The organism is Vibrio sp. B172a, from assembly GCF_030248355.1.
Lineage (GTDB): Bacteria > Pseudomonadota > Gammaproteobacteria > Enterobacterales > Vibrionaceae > Vibrio > Vibrio owensii.
The window spans coordinates 248673-270720 of sequence record NZ_JAHGAC010000008.1 but is presented as its reverse complement, the minus strand read 5'-3'; the positions used below and the strand labels follow the sequence as shown (position 1 = coordinate 270720).

The 22048-nt window shown below is 46.4% G+C and carries 16 protein-coding genes; 11 read left to right on the top strand and 5 right to left on the bottom strand.

Annotated features, from left to right (window positions below; genetic code table 11):
• Nucleotides 1-116: 116 nt before the first annotated feature.
• Together KIT90_RS11110 and KIT90_RS11105 are read right to left on the bottom strand one after the other, a co-directional pair.
• Complete coding sequence (locus KIT90_RS11110) at nucleotides 117-908, bottom strand: FCD domain-containing protein (protein ID WP_009706637.1); 792 nt, start codon at nucleotides 906-908, stop codon at nucleotides 117-119.
• 107 nt (nucleotides 909-1015) lie between these two features.
• Entirely contained in the window at nucleotides 1016-1999 is a 984-nt protein-coding gene (locus KIT90_RS11105; protein ID WP_285376692.1) for a TRAP transporter substrate-binding protein, read from the bottom strand.
• A 322-nt stretch (nucleotides 2000-2321) separates the two neighbouring features.
• Here KIT90_RS11105 and KIT90_RS11100 point away from each other — a divergent pair, with 322 nt between their 5' ends.
• The 7 genes from KIT90_RS11100 (at nucleotide 2322) to KIT90_RS11070 (ending at nucleotide 9578) form a co-directional block, all read left to right on the top strand.
• A complete protein-coding gene (locus tag KIT90_RS11100) occupies nucleotides 2322-2834 on the top strand; it encodes a TRAP transporter small permease (RefSeq protein WP_009706639.1) in 513 nt (170 codons plus the stop codon).
• Between the two features lie 14 nt (nucleotides 2835-2848).
• Nucleotides 2849-4150 carry a TRAP transporter large permease gene (locus KIT90_RS11095; protein ID WP_009706640.1) on the top strand — a complete coding sequence of 434 codons (1302 nt, stop codon included), beginning with the start codon at nucleotides 2849-2851 and terminating at the stop codon, nucleotides 4148-4150.
• Between the two features lie 81 nt (nucleotides 4151-4231).
• Nucleotides 4232-5695 (top strand): fructuronate reductase, encoded by a 1464-nt coding sequence (locus tag KIT90_RS11090; protein WP_285376691.1) that lies wholly within the window; start codon nucleotides 4232-4234, stop codon nucleotides 5693-5695.
• Nucleotides 5696-5707: 12 nt separating this feature from the next.
• Nucleotides 5708-7120 carry a glucuronate isomerase gene (gene uxaC, locus KIT90_RS11085; protein ID WP_285376690.1) on the top strand — a complete coding sequence of 471 codons (1413 nt, stop codon included), beginning with the start codon at nucleotides 5708-5710 and terminating at the stop codon, nucleotides 7118-7120.
• Between the two features lie 3 nt (nucleotides 7121-7123).
• Entirely contained in the window at nucleotides 7124-8101 is a 978-nt protein-coding gene (locus KIT90_RS11080; protein WP_285376689.1) for a sugar kinase, read from the top strand.
• A 9-nt stretch (nucleotides 8102-8110) separates the two neighbouring features.
• Nucleotides 8111-8740 (top strand): bifunctional 4-hydroxy-2-oxoglutarate aldolase/2-dehydro-3-deoxy-phosphogluconate aldolase, encoded by a 630-nt coding sequence (locus tag KIT90_RS11075; protein ID WP_005429019.1) that lies wholly within the window; start codon nucleotides 8111-8113, stop codon nucleotides 8738-8740.
• A gap of 328 nt (nucleotides 8741-9068) precedes the next feature.
• A complete protein-coding gene (locus KIT90_RS11070) occupies nucleotides 9069-9578 on the top strand; it encodes a YgjV family protein (RefSeq protein WP_054822444.1) in 510 nt (169 codons plus the stop codon).
• A 28-nt stretch (nucleotides 9579-9606) separates the two neighbouring features.
• Here KIT90_RS11070 and KIT90_RS11065 read toward each other — a convergent pair whose 3' ends face one another.
• On the bottom strand, nucleotides 9607-10224 hold the full coding sequence (locus KIT90_RS11065) for a TetR/AcrR family transcriptional regulator (protein ID WP_020194162.1): 618 nt from the start codon (nucleotides 10222-10224) through the stop codon (nucleotides 9607-9609).
• Nucleotides 10225-10350: 126 nt separating this feature from the next.
• Nucleotides 10351-11259 carry a carbamate kinase gene (arcC, locus tag KIT90_RS11060; RefSeq protein ID WP_039987680.1) on the bottom strand — a complete coding sequence of 303 codons (909 nt, stop codon included), beginning with the start codon at nucleotides 11257-11259 and terminating at the stop codon, nucleotides 10351-10353.
• A 399-nt stretch (nucleotides 11260-11658) separates the two neighbouring features.
• Here arcC and KIT90_RS11055 point away from each other — a divergent pair, with 399 nt between their 5' ends.
• The 4 genes from KIT90_RS11055 to KIT90_RS11040 all read left to right on the top strand — a co-directional run bounded on the left by KIT90_RS11055 (nucleotide 11659) and on the right by KIT90_RS11040 (nucleotide 16712).
• Nucleotides 11659-13062, top strand: coding sequence for an APC family permease (locus tag KIT90_RS11055; protein WP_009706648.1), 1404 nt, complete (start codon nucleotides 11659-11661; stop codon nucleotides 13060-13062).
• Between the two features lie 15 nt (nucleotides 13063-13077).
• Complete coding sequence (gene aguA, locus KIT90_RS11050; protein WP_039987677.1) at nucleotides 13078-14169, top strand: agmatine deiminase; 1092 nt, start codon at nucleotides 13078-13080, stop codon at nucleotides 14167-14169.
• A gap of 75 nt (nucleotides 14170-14244) precedes the next feature.
• The gene (gene argF / locus KIT90_RS11045) at nucleotides 14245-15291 is read left to right on the top strand and encodes an ornithine carbamoyltransferase (protein ID WP_009706650.1); all 1047 of its coding nucleotides are present in this window, start codon (nucleotides 14245-14247) and stop codon (nucleotides 15289-15291) included.
• A gap of 143 nt (nucleotides 15292-15434) precedes the next feature.
• A complete protein-coding gene (locus KIT90_RS11040; RefSeq protein ID WP_285376687.1) occupies nucleotides 15435-16712 on the top strand; it encodes a RidA family protein in 1278 nt (425 codons plus the stop codon).
• A gap of 697 nt (nucleotides 16713-17409) precedes the next feature.
• Here KIT90_RS11040 and KIT90_RS11035 read toward each other — a convergent pair.
• A complete protein-coding gene (locus KIT90_RS11035) occupies nucleotides 17410-21852 on the bottom strand; it encodes an Ig-like domain-containing protein (RefSeq protein ID WP_285376685.1) in 4443 nt (1480 codons plus the stop codon).
• Nucleotides 21853-22048: the final 196 nt, after the last annotated feature.

Here is a 22048-nt window from a genome sequence, read left to right as displayed (position 1 = left end):
TTTAAGACGCACTCAGCCCGCTCGAATTATTCAAGCTAAGTGCACAACGACTTCTTAATATGCAGCCGCGATAATGCAGCTGCGCTGACTAGAGCCGACCGAAGCCGGCAATGTGGTTAACCGTTTTCAGCGCCCTGCAGAACAACAGGGTTGGAACTGAATAAGTAACCATCAAAATTTGGGTCATCGATGTCAGACAGCTCCAACAGGCGCTGTTTAACGTTTTCAAGGTGTTGCCACATGGCATTTTTTGCAGCGATAGGATCTTTACGCTGCAATGCGGCGAGGATTTTGGCGTGATCGTCTAACCACTCTTCACGGTAGTCTTGACCAGCAATGTGAGAATGAAGTTTCTTCCACATTGGGCTGCTCTCGCGTCGCTCCCAAGATTGCTTCAGCATGTCCACCAGCACAGAGTTTTGAGTTGCCTCTGCAATGCACATGTGAAACTTCTCATCACCGTTACAATCTGCGGTGCCACTGGCGAGTTCTTCTCGTTCTAACTCAAGGGCTGCGCGCATTTTCACGATGTCGCCAGGCGTTACTTGCATCGCTGCAAATTCAGCAATGTTACTTTCAAGCAACTGACGAGCTTGGAGCATTTCAAACGGACCTGCGTCATCGCTGATCACGTTCTCACGGGAGTTCGGTTGAGATGGAATATTGATGACATACACCCCAGAACCTTTCTTCACTTCGACAAGGTTTTCCAGCTCAAGCATGATGATCGCTTCACGCACTACTGTGCGGCTAACGTCGAGACGTTCTGCGATATCGCGCTCAGGCGGCAACCTATCACCAACCTTGTAAAGGCCGTTGATTAACTCTTGTCTTAGGACTAGACCGGTTTCTTGATACGGTCTTTTCGGTTCAAAAGGCATCATGATGATATTATCACTATATTCCATCTAACTTCTCACGCCATCATAACGACCAATAACAATTGGTCAACCTCTATGTACCAGAATGTGGTAACACCTTGTTTTCGATTGTTTCGTACTAATTAAATTGTGAATTATTGAACGGCTTTAATTTTCTCAACCAATTCATTTAATTCAGGATTTGTCTTTTCTAGGTCCGCATACATTGGTTGAACCGCTTCAACAAATGCCGCTTTATTTGGCTCTACAAAAGTCACGCCCATCTTCTCTGCTTTCGCGCGCTCTTTCGCTTCTGACTCAGCCCATAGCTTCTTCATGTATTCCGAAGAGTCTGCTGCTGCTTTCATCAGTGCTTGTTGCTGCTCTGGCGTTAGCTTGTCGTAAGTCTTCGTTGAGATAACCAAAACGTCCGGAACCATAGTGTGCTCATCTAAGCTGAAGAACTTTGATACCTCACTGTGACGGCTCAAGCTGAACGATGGGATGTTGTTTTCCGCCGCATCGACCACGCCTTGTTGCAATGCTGTGTATAGCTCACCGTATGCCAATGGTGTTGGGTTACCACCCAACGCTTTTACCATCGCAATCGCTGATGGGCTTGGCTGTACGCGCACTTTCAGACCTTTTAGATCTTCCGGCGTATTGATTGGTTTATTGGTGTAGAAGCTACGCGCACCTGCATCGTAGTAAGTCACACCAATAAAGCCGCTGTCCGCTGAAGAATTCAGGATTTCACGACCTACTTCACCGTCTGTCACTTTGTAGTAGTGGTCTTTATCGCGGAACAAGTAAGGCATGTTGAATGCTGCGTAAGCTGGGGAGAAAGCTTCCAATTCTGCCGCGTTGCTCTTCACCATATCTAGAGCGCCGTTTTGCATCAGCTCCATCGATTCACGCTGTGTACCTAGCTGTGCATCAGGGTAAATACGGATACGAACTTCACCGTCTGTCATTTCACGAACTTCTTTTGCCATAAAGTCCATTGCTTTATGTACGGCATGGTCACGGGGGTGGTTGTGACTCAGCTTCAAAGTGGTCGCAGCATAAGCAGAAGCGGTGGCGCCGAAGGTCATTGCAGCACCTACTACAGCGCTTAAAAGAGTCTTACGCGTCATCATTGTTCTATTCTCCTTGGATTGGTTGTCCAATATGTAGGGTAGTTTTAATTTTTTAACGGTATTTCTTGTTTCGAGGCCATTATTGGCGATCAAAAAACCTATCGTCAAAACAAAAATGCAAATTGATTGACCAAAATCACAATCACAATCCTTAAATTGGTCAACCAATCCAATTGTGAACCTGCTCACGTGACAACCAAATTGGCTAACTTATAATCCGACCAGAAAGATTAGCGTATGTTACTGCCCTACACAGAAACAACTTCTTACATTGGTTAACCAGTTGTTATGAGGTGCGCGTATTTACTTAAAGGAAATAAAAATGAATAAATTGGTCAAATACATCAACAGGGGGCTGGCCGCCTTTACGGTCTCTCTCTCGACCTTCCTCGTCATTTGCGTAGTCTGGCAAGTGTTATCACGCTATGTGATTGGCAAACCAAGCACCGTTACTGACGAACTTGCTCGCTATCTCTTTATGTGGGTTGCGTTAATTGGCGCGGCATACACCACTGGTCTTAAACGTCACCTTGCTATCGACTTGCTAACAATGAAGCTGCAAGGCAAGCGCAAACTCATCAATGAAATCGTCATCCAAATTGCCATCGCACTGTTCTCTTACGTGGTGTTGGTTCACGGCGGTACACAACTCGCACTGAAAACACTGGCAACTGGCCAGTTAACACCAGCGCTCGGCTTGGAAATGGGCTACATCTACTTCTGCCTACCAATCAGTGGCGCACTGATGATCTTCTACTCTGCGGTATTTGCTTTCGACCGTGTAAAACAATTGACGTCTGGTGAAGCCCTACTCACCGACACACAACTTGATTAATCGAGGGTTCCACAATGGAATGGCAATTAATTCTCACCCTATTCGGTAGCTTCGCGGTCTTATTGACGATTGGCGTACCGGTTTCTTTCGCTATCGGTTTGTCATCGCTAGCCACTATTTTAATGAGCTTACCGCTAGAGCCTGCGATCGCCGTTGTGGCGCAGCGTATGGCGGCAGGCCTTGATAACTTCGCTCTACTGGCAATCCCGTTCTTTATCTTGGCGGGTAACATCATGAACCAAGGTGGTATCGCACTGCGTCTTATCAACTTTGCAAAAGTGCTTGGTGGCCGCCTTCCTGGTTCACTTGCACACGTGAACGTAATGGCGAACATGATGTTTGGTTCGATTTCTGGCTCTGCGGTAGCGTCTGCAGCAGCGGTTGGCGGTACCATGTCTCCTCTACAAAAGAAAGATGGCTACGATGAGAACTTCTCTGCAGCAGTGAACATCACTTCTTGCCCGTCTGGTTTATTGATTCCGCCAAGTAACACGCTGATCGTGTTCTCATTGGTGTCTGGTGGTACGTCTATCGCGGCATTGTTCCTAGCGGGTTACATCCCTGGCATCTTGATGGGTCTAAGCATCATGGTGGTAGCAGGTATCATTGCAAAACGTCGTGGTTACCCAGTGGCAGCACGCCCTTCTTTAGCAATGGTTTGGAATACCTTCTTGAAAGCAGCCCCATCTTTGGCACTGATTGTGATCATCATGGGTGGCATCATTGGCGGTATCTTTACCGCAACAGAAGCCTCAGCTATCGCGGTGGTTTATACCTTTGTGCTAGCGGTGTTGATTTACCGCGAAGTGAAATGGCGTGACATTCCAAAGATCATCCTAGAGTCTGCGGTGACCACCTCTATCGTATTGCTACTGGTTGGCGCATCAATGGGCATGTCTTGGGCGATGGCAAACGCCGATATTCCTTACATGATTGCAGATGCCCTACTGGCTATCTCTGACAACCCAATGATGATTCTGTTGATCATCAACGTCATTCTGCTGATTGTCGGTATCTTCATGGACATGACACCAGCGGTACTGATCTTTACGCCTATCTTCCTACCAATCGCACTGGATATGGGTATTGACCCTGTGCACTTCGGCATCATGATGACCTTCAACTTGGCTATCGGTATCTGTACCCCACCAGTAGGTAGCGCGTTGTTCATCGGTTGTTCTGTGGCGAACGTTGCCATCGACAAAGTAATTAAACCTCTACTTCCATTCTACGTTGCACTGATTGCAGCACTAATGGCCGTGACCTTTATTCCTCAGCTAAGTCTGTTCTTGCCTAACCTTGTTCTTGGTTACTAAGCGCTTGGTTATAAGTTTTAGATTACGAATTATTAAAATACACCATCCCGCAGGTTCGCTTGCGGGAAAAGGGATACCAAAATGAAGACTATTTCGAACTCCACTCTGAATGACCACGTTCTGCTTCCGGACTACGACCGCTCAACGCTTAAAAGCCGTATTGTTCACCTTGGTTTCGGTGCTTTCCACCGAGCGCACCAAGCTCTATTCACCAACGAAATGTTGAGCAAAACGGGCTCTGACTGGGGCATTTGCGAAATCAACCTATTTGGTGGTGAGGACTTAATTCAATCGCTACGCGCGCAAAACCACCTCTACACAGTGGCAGAGAAAGGCGCAGAATCGACTGAGGTAAAAGTGATTGGCTCAGTGACCGAATCACTCCACCCAAGCCTCGACAGCATTCAAGCAGTGTTAGAAAAAATGGCAGAGCCACAAGTGGCGATCGTTTCAATGACGATTACCGAGAAAGGCTACTGCGCTGACCCAGCGACGGGCACGCTTGATAAAAACAACCCGCTAGTCATTGCTGACCTTGCCAACCCAACGGAGCCAAAATCGGCACTGGGTTACATCGTGCAAGCACTGAAGATGCGTCGTGAACGCGGTCTGAAGCCATTTACCGTGATGTCTTGCGATAACGTACAAGAGAACGGTCACGTAGCAAAAGCAGCGGTACTTGAGTTCGCTCAACTGCTCGACCCTGAATTGCGCGACTGGGTTGAAACCAACGTTACCTTTCCTTGCACCATGGTTGACCGCATTGTGCCAGCAGCAACGGAAGAGACACTGACTGAAATCGCTGAGCTACTTGGCTGTGAAGATCCATGTGGCATCGCTTGTGAACCATTCCGTCAATGGGTTATCGAGGATAACTTCGTGGCAGGTCGCCCAGATTGGAACGTGGCTGGCGCAGAATTTGTTGCCGACGTTGTGCCTTACGAAGAAATGAAGCTACGCATGCTAAATGGTAGCCACTCGTTCTTAGCCTACCTAGGCTACCTTGGTGGTTACGCGCACATCTCTGACACCATGACAGATGAAGGCTACCGTAAAGCGGCATTCGACATGATGATGCAAGCACAAGCCCCTTCGCTGGCCATGCCAGCAGGCACCGATTTAGAAGGCTACGCTAAGCTGCTTATCGAGCGCTTCACTAACCCAAGCTTGAAACACAAAACATGGCAAATCGCGATGGATGGCAGCCAGAAGATCCCACAACGCATGGGCGGTAGCTTACGATTCCATCTTGCTCAAGGTTCTAACTTCTCATGGTTGGCAACCGCGATTGCAGGTTGGATGCGCTACGTATCCGGCGTGGACGAGCAAGGCAACGACATTGATGTTCGCGATCCAATGGCAGAGACACTACGTCAGATCTGCGACCAACACGGCTTGAACGTTTCTGTTGTGCCTGCGTTGCTCGCGGTTGAAGCCATCTTCCCTGCAGAGCTTGGTCAAAACCCACAAGTGATTGATGCGGTGAGCAGTGCTTACCAATCGCTAATCGATAACGGTGCTCGTGCCACTGTCGCTGCGTTGTAATAGGAGTTAACGATGAAGAATTTCCTGTGTGAAGACTTTTTACTCTCAAACGAAACTGCGCGCCGCTTGTACCATGAGCATGCGTTCCACCAGCCAATTTATGATTACCACTGCCACCTAAACCCAGCGGAAGTGGCACAAAATCGTCAGTTCGATAACTTGGGTCAAATCTGGCTTGAAGGCGATCACTACAAATGGCGTGGCATGCGCTCGGCAGGCATTGAAGAGCGTTTGATTACGGGTGATGCGAGCGATTACGACAAATACATGGCGTGGGCGAAGACGGTTCCTCAAACCTTGGGCAACCCGCTTTACCACTGGACGCACCTAGAACTGCGTCGCCCATTCGGCATTACCAATACGCTGTTTAGCCCAGACACAGCAGACCAAATTTGGCATCAATGTAATGAGCTACTGGCGACACCTGAATTTACGGCTCGTGGCATCATGCAGCAAATGAACGTCGTAATGGCAGGCACAACCGATGACCCTATCGATTCACTAGAACACCACAAAGCGATCGCAGAAGACGACACCTTTAACGTTAAAGTACTGCCGAGTTGGCGTCCGGATAAAGCGTTCAAGATTGAATTGGACGTGTTTGCGGATTACATGCACAAACTGGGCGAAGTAGCAGACATTGAAATTCGCCGCTTTGATGATTTATTGAGTGCGCTTGATAAACGCTTGGCACACTTCGATGCACATGGCTGTCGTGCGGCAGACCACGGCATTGAGATCATCCGTTACGCGCCAATTCCAAGCGAGGCTGATTTAGATGCGTTGCTGACCCGTCGTTTGAGTGGCGAAGTATTGTCAGAGCTTGAATGCGCGCAGTTCTCTACCGCAGTTCAAGTTTGGCTCGGCAAACGCTACGCACAATTGGGCTGGGTAATGCAGCTCCATATTGGCGCGCAGCGCAACAACAGCACTCGCATGTTCCAACTGCTAGGTGCCGACGCTGGCTTTGACTCGATTGGCGATCGCCCATTTGCCTTTGAACTGGCACATCTGTTGGATGAAATGGACCAAACCAACGAGCTGCCTCGCACCATTCTTTACTGTTTGAACCCTCGTGACAACGAAATGATGGCAACCATGATTGGTAACTTCCAGGGTGGCGGTATCGCGGGCAAGGTACAGTTTGGTTCAGGTTGGTGGTTCAACGACCAGAAAGACGGCATGCAACGCCAAATGGAACAGCTTTCTCAACTTGGTTTGCTCAGCCAATTCGTCGGCATGTTAACGGACTCGCGCAGCTTCTTGTCTTACACCCGCCACGAATACTTCCGCCGTATTCTGTGTGACATGGTCGGTCGTTGGGCAGAGAACGGCGAAGTTCCGAATGACCTATCGTTGCTTGGCCCTATGGTCGAAGACATCTGTTTTGGTAACGCAAAACGCTACTTTGAAGAGAGGGCGTAACCAATGAAACACATCGCCATTATTGGTGAATGTATGATTGAGCTGAATGGCAAACCGTTCGGCTCAATGCATCAAACATTTGGTGGGGATACGCTCAACGCTGCGGTTTATTTGAGCCGCGGCTGCGAAGCCAATAGCAAACCTGATAAAGTCAAAGTCTCTTACGTTACGGCGCTTGGCAATGACCCAATCAGTACAGGCATGCTGACTCGCTGGGAAGACGAAGGCGTCTCAACAGGTTTAGTGCTGCGCGATGAGACTCGCACGCCAGGTTTATATTTGATTCAACTTGATGACCAAGGCGAGCGTACGTTTCTATATTGGCGCAATCAATCAGCAGCACGTTACCTACTTCAACATCCAAACTTTGGCCTGGTTAAGCAAGCATTAACTCAAGTAGATGCAGTGTTTCTCAGCGGTATCTCTTTAGCCATCTTGCCAGAGGAAGATCGAATTTCACTGCTCAACTTATTGGTCGAACTGAAAGCCCAAGGCGTTGAAATCGCGTTTGATAGTAACTTCCGCCCAGCACTATGGCCTCAAGACGATAATCAAACCGTCAAGAACGTTTACCAAGCCATGTATCAACTGACGGACATTGCCTTAGTGACTTTTGACGACGAACAATTGATCTGGGGTGACGAAACACCAGAGCAAACCATTGAACGCCTTACCTCTCTTGGCGTGGGCAAATGCATCGTCAAGCTCGGCGCAGATGGCTGCTTGGTTCAAGACTCAACAAATCAGGGGTCGAGCGCGGCTCTGGCTCCACAAGCCGTGCCGACCCAATCTGTCGCTCAAGTGGTGGACACCACATCGGCGGGCGACTCATTCAATGGGGGCTTTTTATCAGCATACCTTGCTGGCGCCGATCTAGCGACCTCATGTCAAAGAGGCAACGCACTGGCAGGTGCTGTGATTCAACATCGCGGTGCCATCATTCCCAAAGCATTCACACAACCGGCGCTTGGCGTCGTTTAAGGAACACTCATGTCTAGTATTAAAGAACAATTGAAAGCTCTGAAAGTCATCCCTGTTATCGCCATAGATAAAGCAGAAGACATTATCCCACTGGGTAAAGTACTGGCAGAAAACGGACTACCAGCTGCTGAAATCACCTTCCGTTCAGCAGCAGCTGCAGAAGCGATTCGCCTATTGCGTGAAACCCAGCCAGACATGCTGATTGGTGCGGGTACGGTGTTGAACCGCGAGCAAGCAATTGCAGCAAAAGAAGCAGGCGCAACCTTTATCGTATCGCCTGGCTTTAACCCAAATACCGTTAAAGCGTGCCAAGAAATCGGGATTGATATCGTACCGGGAGTGAACAACCCAAGCACAGTTGAAGCCGCACTGGAAATGGGATTAACCACCTTGAAGTTCTTCCCTGCCGAAGCTTCTGGCGGCATCAACATGGTGAAATCACTGCTCGCGCCATACACCGACATCGAACTGATGCCTACTGGTGGTATTAACCCTGCGAACATCAAAGATTACTTAGCTATCCCGCGCGTATTAGCATGTGGCGGTACGTGGATGGTAGATAAGAAACTGATCGAAGCGGGCAACTGGGAAGAGCTTGCTCGCCTAACTCGCGAAGCAGTAGCACTTGTAAATGAGTAATGATTGGTAAGTAATCTCAAGGCTCTTGGGTACCCCCTTAGCGATTTAGATAAAGTGCCCAGCCCTCCCTTTGTGGAGGGCTGATTCATTCAAAGCATGGCTCAATTGATTGGGTTATCGCGATAAGTAGATTCCTGATCTCGCCTAGACTCGTCGGAATGACGATATGACAAATATCTCCCTATTCATCATCCTGAAAAGCGAGGCACGAGCGTGATTCAGGATCTTCTCACAGATTGAATCAAACTCTATAAGGGCGGCAACTTTGAAGGATGCTCATTAGCTTACTCACTTAACGAGATGACTTTGCAACACTCTAGGGAAATAAATGGAAAACTGGTTAGCACAAGGCATTGGTGGCATCGCGTTTATGGTTGGCGTGATGGCATTCTGGCAAAAAGATGACATGCGCTTTCGCTATCAGATGATGGCGTTTTGTTTCATCATGGGTATTCACTTTACCCTAATGGGCGCAACCGTCGCAGCCATTGGCGTGATCATTAATGGTATTCGCAGTTTTGCCTCAATCAAAACCCAGTCACGCAAAGTGATGTGGTTCTTCATTGCTCTTATGTGGCTGATGACCCTGCCAAACATCACTCACTTTTTTGAGCTACTCACGGTAATCGGATCGTCCGTCGCCACTTGGGCACTCTTTTCCAAACAAGGCATCACTCTACGTAGCTTAATTTTGTTTAATTCCTTCTGCTGGGTCAGCCACAATATTTGGCTTGGCTCGATCGGTGGTTCATTGGTCGAGAGTACATTTATCATCACCAATTTACTGACCATATATCGCTTGTATCAAGCTAAGACGAATCAGACTGAATCTTGTTAAATATGCTAACTCACAAGAGCCAACCAACTTACGCCGAATGAAAATCAACCTTCTGACAAATTGGGGGAATGTAGAGCTGAAGGTATGACTCAGACAGGCGAAGGGCTTCTTTTGCCAGTTCTGGGGTGATGTAGCCATATTTACGGTAAGAGAGAGAATAGATTTTGTCGGCAACTTGCAGGGATATAGCAAAAATATTAATCGGTTGAGGTAGCTGAGGAATGTCGAAGAACTGGCGATAAATCATCTCAACTTGATGCCCTAGCTCGAGATCGTGTTCTGTATCTGCATGACCTAACTCTGCAAACGTGTGGCGCCCTAATATCAACTTTTTGGCAATTGGATTGTTATTGTAGTAATTCACATAAGCGGTTTCTATCATTCGATTAATATCGGTCCAATGTAGAACTTGTTCTTCATCAACACATTGCTTTAATAATAAATCGAAATCGACAAAAACATTCTCCAATAAACTATGAAATAAGTTTTCTATATTCGGATAATGATGATAAACCGTTGACGTTGCCATTCCGCACTCTTTAGCAACGTCGTACATCGAAATATCTGTCGCTTCTCGCCTTTCCATCAAGCGGACAACTGCTTCGTTAATTTTCAACAATTTTGTTTCCGTACTAACTTTTCGCATCGTGATGTTGTCCTTCCAAATTTTAATTAACACCTAATATATAAGGTCACACTATCAATGTCCGCCAAAAGCGACCGTAACTTTGACATGCGACCTTATTGATTTGTGAATTAACTTATTTGCATATTATGCTTGTATATGTGTACCAGACTTCCCTTCAATGATTTCTAACGCAAAAGATAAATCACCGATATGACCACTTTGTCCTGTTTTTTCAACAAACTGGCAGCATGCATCGACTTTTGGTCCCATCGATCCTGCAGGGAAAGAATATTGCTTCATTTGCTCAATGGTCACATTCTCTAGCTTTTGCTCTTGTGGTGTTCCCCAGTTAAGACAAACGTGGGTGCCATCGGTCAGAATCAACAAATGCTCCGCCCCAATTTGTTCTGCGATTAATGCCGCTGTCATGTCCTTATCAATAACCGCTTCAAAACCGACATATGCCCCATCTTTTTCGATCACTGGCGCACCACCACCGCCACCACAAATGATTAGGTGTTCTTTTTCAAGTAAGTCTTTGATTGCTTTGATTTCTAAGATCTCTTGTGGCTTAGGAGAAGGGACGACACGACGCCAGTGCGCACCATCAGGTTTCACAACCCAATGATTTGCCTCAGCAAGTTGCTTCGCCTGCTCCTCGGTATACACTGGCCCAATGAACTTGGAAGGGTCAGCAACGGCAGGGTCGTTTTCATCGACGACAATTCGCGTCAGTATCGTCGTGGTATAGCGATCTTCAATCGCGGCATTAAGACCTTGTTGAATCAAATACCCAATCATGCCTTGCGTCTCTGCTCCAAGAACATCAAAAGGATAAGGAGGACAGTCTTTGTAAGCATTATTCTGCAAAGAAAGCAGACCGACTTGAGGGCCATTACCATGCACAATGACTAAACGGTAGTTTTTACTCAATTCAGCCAGTGAACTCGCGGTTTGCGCGATACTTTTCTGTTGGTTTTCACAACTCATCACCTCTCCACGTTGCAATAGAGCGTTACCCCCAACAGCCACAACAATAATAGGTTTTGACATATCTAAATCTCCAAATAAGTGACGTCAGAATAGACTCAATTCACTGTATTGAATTCACAGCAAAGGATTGGAGATAAAAATCACAATTCGATTCCTGTCCATATTTTGGCTTAGAAAACCTTATTGATATCACGAACTCATTATTATTAGCACACTGAAACTCGATATGTGATCTCGTATATATTTTTGTGCTTAGCTGAGTAAGAAAAATCTGAATTTCATAAATTGATCAAGAACAAGTATTTCGATAACTACGTTTTTTTCCTCTAAAAATGCCTAACTTCTTTTAATTTCCAGCGCAATTAACCTCTCCAAAGCCGATATTAAATTCGCATCAAGGTTCGTTACATAAATTTCACTTTTAATAATTGCCATATTCGGTAGTTAAGGAGCGAAACAATGAGCAACGAAACTCAAGGAAAAATGGGGGTCATGAGTATTGCACTATTTACGTTATGTGCAGTACTGGTGGTCGACACACTCACGGCATCCGCCAGTATCGGGGTCAGCTCAATCGGGTGGTGGGTCGTAATGCTGATCTTTTTTGTCATTCCGTATGGATTCATCACCTCGGAATTAAGCACGACCTACCCTGGTGACGGCGGTATTTATGATTGGGTAAAAGAGGCGTTCAATTTTAAATGGGCAGTTCGTACCACTTGGTTCTATTGGATCAACGTCGGTCTCTGGATGCCTGCGGTATACATCATGTTTGCAGGTATGTTCGCCGAGCTGTTTATGCCCGACCTTTCATTGTGGGGACAAATTGCGATTTGTATTGCGCTCACATGGCTTACCGTTTGGATCTGTAACGTCTCAGCAGACATTGGGGTTTGGGTCACCAACATCGGTGCAATTCTAAAAATCTTGGTGATCGGCACATTGGGTGTTGGCGGCTTTATCTATGCGATGAAGCACGGTGTGGCGAATGAATTCACGCTTGCAGCAATGGTTCCTACGCTTGATTCAGCAGTGGCATTTCTTCCTGCCATTGTATTCAACCTAATGGGATTCGAATTGGTTGCAACCATGACCAAAGAGATGAAAGACGTACGCGATATGCCAAAAGCCGTATTCCTTTCTATTGGTATCACTGCATTCCTCTACATCTTCGGCACCATTGGCATTCTGATGGCATTACCTGTTGAGAGCATCGGCTTGGTTGCAGGCTTAATCGATACCTTCAAAACTCTGTTTGGTGATGGTCCGCTTGGCAATGCCATGGTGTATTTCTTTGGTGTCTGCGCTCTATTAACGCTCATCGGCAACATGGTGAGTTGGACAATGGGCGCGAGCCGTGCCGCCGCAGAAGCAGCACAAGAGGGCGAACTACCAGCCGCTGTTGCAAAGGTATCGGACAAAGGCTCTCCAGTGGGTGCGAACAATATCACTGGCACAGTTTCTACCGTGGTGATCTTGTCATACGCCCTATTCGCTCAAGGTAATGACGACTTGTTTTGGTCCATCTTCGCCTTTTCAAGCTGCATTTTCTTATTGCCTTATCTGTTCATGTTCCCTGCTTATCTCAAGCTGCGCTTGGTAGATGGTGAGCGCGAACGCCCATTCAAAGTCCCTGGCGGCATGGGGTTGCAGTTTGTGATGTCCATTGTGTGCTTCTTCGTGATTTTACAAGCGGTAGTGCTCTTCATCTTCCCAGAAGCACTTGACCTAACCGTTGCCGATTGGAACTACACCGCTCCGGTATTAATCGGCGTCATCACCACGATCTTAATTGGCGAATGGATCTTACTCGGTGCCTTGAAACGCAAAAATCAACAAATGGAACAAAAAGCTGAGGCTTAGTTCAGGAGATAGACAATGAAAAAGCTATTAGAAACCACACCAAAGCAAGACGGGTTCAGAATGCCTGGTGAGCACGAACCTCAGAGTGAAATTTGGATGGCTTGGCCAGAGCGCACGGATAACTGGCGTAACGGTGCAAAGCCTGCGCAAAAAGTGTTTGCCGACGTAGCCAAGCAAATCAACAAAACCACACCTGTCACCATGTTGGTAAGCGCTGAGCAGTATGACAATGCGGTATCTCGCTTACCTGATGATATTCGCGTTTTGGAAGTGTCGACCGATGACTCTTGGATGCGCGATATCGGAGCAAGCTATGTCGTAAATGACAACGGTGAGCGTCGCGGTGTCGACTGGGAGTTTAATGCTTGGGGTGGGTTTGTGGATGGTCTGTATTGGCCATGGAAACGCGATGATCAAGTGGCTCAGAAAATGTGTGAAATTACCTCTGATGCACGTTACAGAGCACCAATAATCCTTGAAGGCGGCTCAATCCACATCGATGGCGAAGGCACCTTGTACACCACAGAAGAGTGCCTACTGGACGAGAGCCGTAACCCAGATCTTAGTAAGGAAGAACTGAGCAAAATTCTCCGTGAGCACCTTAATGTGGAGAAAATAGTTTGGTTGCCTCGTGGCTTATACAACGACGAAACCAATGGTCACGTCGATAACATTCTCCACATCGTCAAACCCGGAGAAGTGGTTTTGACTTGGTGTGATGACCCGAATGACCCGCAGTACGAAATCAGTCGCGAAGCCTACGACTGCCTAACAAATCAAAGAGACGCGAAAGACCGAAAAATCAAAGTCCATAAGCTGCCAATGCCAGGTCCTTTGTACATGGCAAAAGAAGAAGCAGCAGGGATTGATATTGCAGAAGGGATGGAGCGTGAAGCCGGTGAGCGTCTAGCCGCCTCATACGCGAACTATCTCATCACGAACAACCAGATTGTTCTACCTCTACTCGATAAGCGATACGACGCAGAGGTGATTGCGCTCTTAGAGGATCTCTACCCAGGCTATGAAGTAAACGGTGTGCCTGCTCGTGAGATTTTGCTCGGTGGCGGCAATATCCACTGCATTACTCAACAAGTACCTCAAGTTTAAATCCATACGAATCCAACGACTCAAAATAAAAGGGGCGAGCTTAGGTAAGCCCCAAATGAAAATAGGAATATGATTATGAAATTACCTTCTTCAAGTGCAACTGACCTACACAAAGCCAACATTGAGCATATGGTGTCTATGAAAGATTTCTCAGTCCGAGAAATGGACAACATGATGGAATTAATGAGCTACCTAAAACAGGCGCGTAAAGATAATGCTGTACCACAGCTGTTCAAAGGAAAGTCAGTAGGGATGATTTTCGAAGCCGGCTCGACTCGCACACGCGTTTCATTTGAAGTTGCCGCAACGCTACTTGGTGGTCACGCTTTGTTCCTATCGCCAAAAGACATCCACCTTGGCGGCAAAGAATCGATTGATGACACCTCACGAGTGTTGTCACGCATGTGTGATGTGATCATGGCTCGCACTAACAGCCCTGAAACGCTAGATGGTTTGTTGAACATGTCTACCGTACCGGTAATCAACGGCCTAGATACCCGTTTCCATCCAACACAAATGCTGGCTGACTTATTTACTATTCGTGAGCACATCACTGATGGTCGTCAGCTTAATGAACTGACGTTGGCATTCATGGGTGACGCTACCGATGTATGTCGTTCATTGATGCTAACTTGTGCGAAATACGGCATGGGCTTTAAGCAAATTGGTCCGGTTAAATACCACATGGAACCAGAATGGGTCGAGCTTGCAGAATCGTTCTGCAAAGAGTCTGGCGGTCATATTGAGATCACCGATGACGTAGAGCGAATCAGTGATTGTGATGTGGTCTACGGCGATAGCTTCTACTGGGTTACTCAAATGGATGAGAAAGAAGAGCGCTTAGCTGCCTTCATGCCTGATTACGTGATTACGGAAGAGCTAATGGCAAAGGCGAAGCCAGGTGCAATGCTTCTGCACTGCTTACCTGCAAACGACAAAGAGGAAGTCACTCGCGGTGCGCTAGAAAGTGAATACTCTGTGGCATTCGACGAAGCAGAGAACCGCCTAACGGCGCAAATGGCCATCTTGGTTTACTTCACCCATAAAGATGCCATCACGCCAAGCGAAGAAACCATCAAGCGTCACGAAGACAAAATCCTGACCTTCCTCAGCACCCTATAACGATCTCATTCACTAACTAACGTTTTTATTCGGCACACATAGCCAGACTTGCCTCTGTTTTGAGCGGTTGGTCTGGCTATCTATTGCCTGTATCAGCGTACCCACAGCGTTCCTACAGCAGCCAGAATTGGAGAACATTCGAAATGCACGGCGAAATCATCAAAGTATCTAGCAATACAGAAAATGCACCAATCAACGACGGCTCAACTCAATCGGTGGCTTTTTCCCATTACAACAATATCTCAGCGCAACTGCCGATTGACCCAAAAAGCCAAAAGTTAGTGGAAGGGGGCATCAAAGAGCAAACTAAGCAATGTTTAAGCAATATTAGGTCAATCGTGGATAGCATCGAGCACAGCTTAAATGACGTCGTTAAAATCACGATTTATCTTAAATCTATGACCGATCTAGATGCTGTCGATGAAGTTTATAAACAATACTTCATCAGCCACCTTCCAACTCGAACCGTAATTGCCGTTGCTGCACTGCCTTTGGAAGGCGCTTTAGTTCAAATCGACGCGCTGATTTCGAACGGTGAAGGAACACACCCTCAAGAACCTTGCAAGCTGATCAAGCTGGTAAGAAACACAGCAAAAGCCCCAGCCAGTTTGCTGTCGAGCCAAAGTGTTGCGTTCTCACATTACAATCACATTTCAGCACAACTGCCGATCGAACCAGAAACAGGCAATATTGCTGAAGGCGGGATCAAAGCGCAAACTCGACAATGTTTAAAAAACATCAAGAGCATACTTAATAGTATTGATGTCCCTTTTGATGACATTGTTAAACTCAATATCCATCTGAGAAATCTCGACGATGCCTTTGCTGTCAATCAAGTCTACAGCACATTTTTTCCAGACTCGGCGATAGCAAGAAGCGTTGCCTACGTGCCCGCTCGTACTGTCATCAAAGCTGAGGGCTTACCAATGGACGCCTTGGTGCAAATAGACGCGACGATTTCTCATGGGGACGGAACGCCACCACAAGCCGTTGAAGATAGACATGGGATTGTGATTCGCGCCCACAACACAGAGGCGGCACCAGTCAGCAAATTCTCAACTCAAACTGTCGCCTTCTCGCATTACAATAACGTTTCTGCACAACTGCCAATCCATCCGTCGAGTGGCGAAGTCATTGCTAATGACATAGGCGAGCAAACCATGCAATGCCTCGACAACATCAAAGCCATCATAAAAAGCGTACATCATGTAATGGACGACATCGTGAAGCTGAATATTCAGCTAAAAGATATCAGCGACTTGCACGTCGTGGAGGATATTTTAGCGAGCTACTTTGATAAAGAGCTTCCAGCGTGCACTGTTATCGGTGTATCAGAAATCTTTATGGACGCTTCAATTCAAATAGACGCGATCGTTTCTAATGGTGAAGGCACATTTCCAAAAGAAGAGCTTAGCTACTGAGCCTCATAAAATTATCGAGAAAAAGGTCAGCCCTACAGCTGACCTTGTTTTTATCTGTGCTCTTCTTGCCTGACATATTGCTAAAACCCAAGACTTCAAAGCTCATCTATAAACAGCCAAAATACTCCGACAATTTTGCGCGAAATGAAGACAAATATCTTTGTGATGTGCCTTCTAAAAGAAGCTGCAAAATTATGGCGTGATACAGCAAAGCATCAAGTATAAAACGACGCTTTAAGTCTCTCCTTTTCTTTTAAAATCAGACTTCTAATGAAAATGCGGGAAGGCTCCTCACTCCGCCTTATGTCAGAGCTTTGTCAAGACAGAGAACGCACACTTATCCTCGCATAAAACCTTCACATCACGGTCATAATCTAGGGTCTAAAATTACCCTTGAACTCGTGTCTACGGACGAAATTTTCAATCGTTAGTTGTGGGAGGTTGCTATGGAAAAGTACTGTCCAATATGTCAAACAGAGTTAATCGATAGAAGTCACTATCTTATCTGTCCTAGAAACAATATTGGCGAATGCGCGTATGATGGCTACGAGGATCACCACAACCATTGCTGTCATGAAGTGGGCGAAAACACCCATGAGAAAGAATTGGTCGCTTTAGATTAAACAAACCTAACAGTGACGAAGCATAAAAATGCCACTCAATGTTGAGTGGCATTTTTCTTTGTATTGTCTGAGATTTACGGGCAGGTTACATCTACACTACCAACCAAAGTACTATCGGCTTGGACTTCAATGTTAAAACTATTGCCATTGGTTGATTTGAGACATGTCACTGAAACCGAGTAGGTTCCATCATTGTTATCCACAATATCACTAAATGAGCCAAATCCCCCAGCTGTGAATATGAATGCGTCTGAAGAAGAGTCAACAGTCACTACGTGCCCTCCATGCCCTAAATCGGTACCACTCGAATCTTTAAGCGTGATCGTGATATTACCTGAATCATTTAACTCCGTAGGCGTTACAACACTTTCTGCAGCATCGACTTGGGTAACCGTTAAAGGCAACGAATTACTCAATGAGAGCTCCCCAACAGCAGCACTCACGACATAACTGCCTGCAGTATCTGCAGTAACTGACACCGTGTACGTACCATCACCATTATCTACGGGGGTACCATAGCTTAAACCCGTACCTTGTGGACTCAGCACCAACTCTCCGTAGCTTTGTGTGTAAGCACTACCATCGGCTTTCTTTAAAGCAACCGTGATAACTGCGCTATGAGCGCCTCCCACACCAAAGGTGGAAATATCACTCGTGATGGTAGACTGAGAAGCGCTTGGCGCTACCGCCTCAAATGTGAGGTTTGATGTACCAATGGTTCCAGAGTCATAGGTCGCGGTAACAGTGACCTCTCCAGCAACGCTAGCGCTAACACTGCTTGTATACACCCCATCGCCAGCATTCACTAATTCCGTCTTATCAGCAGAGCCCGCTGTAATCGAGAGTTCAGGACTGTTCGATGATGGTACAAACGCATTGCCAGCGTAGTCTTTCAGTGTAACTGTCAACTGAGCAGTACTGTTGCCATCTGCTGCAATGGTGGTGATATCGGCTTGCAATGTCGACTGCGATAAATCAATGACAGCATTAAAAGTAAGCTCAACATCGTTAGCCAACTGAGTGCCACCTATGCTCGCACCAAAGGTATAACTACCTGCATTCACCGTTGTAAAGACAGCAGTATACGAACCATCACCGTTGTCTGTATTTGATACTTCCGTTACCCCACTAGGCACAGAGAATGAAATCTCCCCCGCGGACGATGTATAGTCAGCACCATTGGTGTCTTTTAGTTGAACCGTTACGGTAATCTGGTCACTACCATTTGCGTTCGCGGATTCTTTATCACGACTGAATACAGCAGCAGAAAGATTTAAGACCTGAGTATAAGACAAAGAAATAGAGCTGGATAACTGGGTGCCACCAATCGACACTCCTATTGATTTGTTACCTGCACTCGAGCTAGAGAAACTCACAGTGTAAGTACCATCACCATTATCTTGAGAAGTAACGGAACTAACGCCTGTTGGCATAGAGAGCTGAAGAGTGCCACCTGAGCTTGTGTAGTTGTTGCCTTCAGAATCTTTCAATTGAATGGTTACTGTGATCACATCGGATCCGTCGGCATTGGCAGAACTTTTATCACGAGTAAATTCAGTGTTACTGAGGTCAAGAACTGGTGTAAATTCAAAGGAAATGGATTCAGCAAATTTACTGCCGTCTAGCGAAGATCCCACTGTGTAGGAGCCTGACGTAGAGCTCTTGTACTTCACAGTATAAGAGCCATCGCCATTATCTTGGCTATCGAACTTAGTTAACCCATTTGGTGTATCAAAAACGACTGCACCGCCAGAACTGGTGTAATCATCCCCCTCTTTGTCTTTTAGCTGCAAGGTCACGGTAATGACGTCAACACCATCTGCGCTTGCCGAACTCTTATCAAGTGAGAAGTCAGCGCTGTTGGTATCTAACACTGGCGTAAACTCGATATCTATGCTGCTAGATAGTGCGCTACCTGCAATCGATGCTGTGATATTGAAAGTTTTTGACGTTTCACTGATGAAAACGCCGGTGTAAGTTCCATCGTCATTATCTTGATAAGACTTCAAAGTTAACCCAGAAAGCTCGCCAAACTTGATGTCACCACCAGACGATGTGTAGTCATTTCCATCCGCATCTTTGAGTTGTACAGTCACCTTAATTTGCTCACTACCATCCGCACTGGCGGACGCTTTATCTCGACTAAAGACGGCATTTGAGAAATCAACAACAGGAATAAACTCTACTGTCGCAGAGCCTCCTAAGGCATTGTCATCAATCTTACCGGAGATAACGACTTCTTGCGCTTTTGTAGACGTTACCTTGGCGCTATATGTACCATCACCATTAGAACTAACCCCAGAAATCATGACCTCTTCAGCAGGTTCAGCACTCAAGGTAAGCTCACCTGAATTCGATTCACGAGCCGTACCAAACTCATCACGCTCCTGAACGGTAATAATGATTTCTGCGACACCGTCTGCCAGCGCTTCTGTGTTCTCAGCAAAAACGAACGTTTGAAGGTAATCAATCGGTAATTCGGCAAGACAATATTCATTGGAGCTTGGTAACTGAATATCAAAAGTGATCGCATTATCGGCACTCGTCGTGGCGGTTGTACGTTCACCCCAGTAATAACGGTTCTCAAAGTAAGAATAGGCTGAGCCCATGTATTCAATCGATTCGACCGCATCACTTTGCGTGGCGTTACCATCAGAGTCTGTTCTCCCCCATAAATAGTGAGAATAGTCTTGGTTGTACATCCAAAAATACGCTTCAGGTGCGGCTTTAAAGCGCGTGACGGCCATATCGTCGTCGGTACATACCAAGCGGGTTTTAATGGCTTGGTCAATTTTGTCACACAATTGAAGCGACATCAGTGAAATAGTGGTCGTGTCTGCTTTGGCGGTAAATTCTACTTGTGCCCAAGTCTGCCCACCGTAGTAATAGAGTCGATATAACCCGTCTTCAACCAAGTTGGAAAACGTAATGCTATCCCCATTTACTTCACCCGAACTTTCATAAGAATAACCGGAATATAAGTAGTAATAGCCGGAGTCGACTGTCTGAGTTTTCGTTTCGTCGATTGGGCAAACTAACGACAGCCCTGTTTCGATATCAATACGAGGAGGGTTTACAATATTCAAGGTAGCCTTGAACGATTTAGTGGAGTCACTCGATACACCAAAACAGAAGTCATCGAGATCGAGTCCCTCAGAACCATCGGCTACTTCAATAACCTCACCGTCCACTTCAATCGACGCCAGTAAGCTATTACCTTGGCTGTCGAGCAGATCAAAATGGCCAGCAAAGGCAGGCACTCGATTGATGTTTAACTTTTCAGGGTCATCGCCCCACCCAGAAGGCTTGTAAGCCCAACCACCGCCAGCTTTGGCGAAGGAGAGGCGTAACTTTTGATTATTGGGGTCGCCATTCGCATCCACAACGTCGACATCAAGTTGACAACGATCTTGTCCATACCAATCCAGATTGTAGTATGAGAGGTGAGTGATTGGTTTCGAGACGGTAAAGGTGTTTTCGTTTTCTTGCTCTATGACGGCATCACCTTCATAGCGCCATTTACCCGTAGAGTCGGTATAGCTCCAAATGGGGATCGTGCCATCATCCAAAGATAGTGGTTCACCTGTTTGCGGATTTATCGTGGATTTTGGAACTTCAAATGCCAAGGTAACCCCTTCGCCATCAAACGATGACACTTTGTTGCCGCTCTCATCGCCAATCTCAATCGCAACAAAACCAGCAGAAATAAAAGTCACGCTGTCAGGAGAGGTAATATCGCTTGGGAGCTCACCATCAAATCCATCTGGTGATAAACCACCGGGGAAAAGGTATAGCGGGTTATTCTCATCATCAGCTAGGCCTTTTGGATCCGCTGAAAACAGCATCATCGAAACAGAAACCTCTCCTAAAGGCGTAAAAGACTGCCCATCTTCACCAATGAACCCCGTGCCGGCAGGAATCGATAACTTGGCAGTTGCGCCATCAAGGATTTTGCCTCCATCCGTGCTGTCATCTTTGCTAACCGTCGCGACATCCACCTGAGAACTGGTGACGTGACCATCTAAGTCAACACGTTCTTCCGCAAAAGTAGTTGCCTCTTCAGCCTTTTCTGACTTAGGAACAATTTCAATCCAATAGTTATCGGACATCGTAGTTTGGGTCAGATCAAACACTTGAGAGTTAGAGAAAAAACCATTCCCTCTCACAATCACCGTCATCTTAGCCACTCCACCATTCACATCGCTGGCGTTATCGACATCGAATGTGAATGGCACAATGCCAGATTCAGGCACTACCACAACGTTACTTTGAAATGCTTCCCCCTGATGGAAACCAGCCACTTCTCTTCCAAGAACATCTTGTACTCGAACGGTAAACGTCTCATTCTGATTGGCAACATCGAAAACAAACAGCAGTTCTAGATTAGACATTTCGGTCTCATCAACTCGATTAGAGACATTAAGTGACAAGCTTTGTTGGTGAGAGATTTGAGACGTTAATGAGGTGGTCGTTTCAGTGGTAGAGTCATTACAGCCCGAGATGGCAAGCAAAGACATCACTCCCACCAGGCAATACAACCCCGCCCTTCTGCACGTGTTGATCATAACCATAACCTAGCCTTTATTTTTATATGAAACACAATACATATAAATAGCAGCTAAATAATACACCTGCATGATGTATGGGCAAAATCATACTCAGAGCACATTAGGATGAAACAAGTGTTTTGCTATTCATTTGGGCATTTTCTGC

Excerpts from the sequence above, each read along its gene's own strand:
- argF (WP_009706650.1), top strand. The coding sequence starts at position 14,245 with ATGAAATTACCTTCTTCAAGTGCAACTGACCTACACAAAGCCAACATT.
- KIT90_RS11090 (WP_285376691.1), top strand. The coding sequence starts at position 4,232 with ATGAAGACTATTTCGAACTCCACTCTGAATGACCACGTTCTGCTTCCG.
- KIT90_RS11065 (WP_020194162.1), bottom strand. The coding sequence starts at position 10,224 with ATGCGAAAAGTTAGTACGGAAACAAAATTGTTGAAAATTAACGAAGCA.
- KIT90_RS11080 (WP_285376689.1), top strand. The coding sequence starts at position 7,124 with ATGAAACACATCGCCATTATTGGTGAATGTATGATTGAGCTGAATGGC.
- KIT90_RS11040 (WP_285376687.1), top strand. The coding sequence starts at position 15,435 with ATGCACGGCGAAATCATCAAAGTATCTAGCAATACAGAAAATGCACCA.
- KIT90_RS11095 (WP_009706640.1), top strand. The coding sequence starts at position 2,849 with ATGGAATGGCAATTAATTCTCACCCTATTCGGTAGCTTCGCGGTCTTA.
- KIT90_RS11055 (WP_009706648.1), top strand. The coding sequence starts at position 11,659 with ATGAGCAACGAAACTCAAGGAAAAATGGGGGTCATGAGTATTGCACTA.
- KIT90_RS11035 (WP_285376685.1), bottom strand. The coding sequence starts at position 21,852 with ATGTCTTTGCTTGCCATCTCGGGCTGTAATGACTCTACCACTGAAACG.
- KIT90_RS11070 (WP_054822444.1), top strand. The coding sequence starts at position 9,069 with ATGGAAAACTGGTTAGCACAAGGCATTGGTGGCATCGCGTTTATGGTT.
- KIT90_RS11100 (WP_009706639.1), top strand. The coding sequence starts at position 2,322 with ATGAATAAATTGGTCAAATACATCAACAGGGGGCTGGCCGCCTTTACG.
- KIT90_RS11075 (WP_005429019.1), top strand. The coding sequence starts at position 8,111 with ATGTCTAGTATTAAAGAACAATTGAAAGCTCTGAAAGTCATCCCTGTT.
- aguA (WP_039987677.1), top strand. The coding sequence starts at position 13,078 with ATGAAAAAGCTATTAGAAACCACACCAAAGCAAGACGGGTTCAGAATG.
- KIT90_RS11110 (WP_009706637.1), bottom strand. The coding sequence starts at position 908 with ATGGAATATAGTGATAATATCATCATGATGCCTTTTGAACCGAAAAGA.
- KIT90_RS11105 (WP_285376692.1), bottom strand. The coding sequence starts at position 1,999 with ATGATGACGCGTAAGACTCTTTTAAGCGCTGTAGTAGGTGCTGCAATG.
- uxaC (WP_285376690.1), top strand. The coding sequence starts at position 5,708 with ATGAAGAATTTCCTGTGTGAAGACTTTTTACTCTCAAACGAAACTGCG.
- arcC (WP_039987680.1), bottom strand. The coding sequence starts at position 11,259 with ATGTCAAAACCTATTATTGTTGTGGCTGTTGGGGGTAACGCTCTATTG.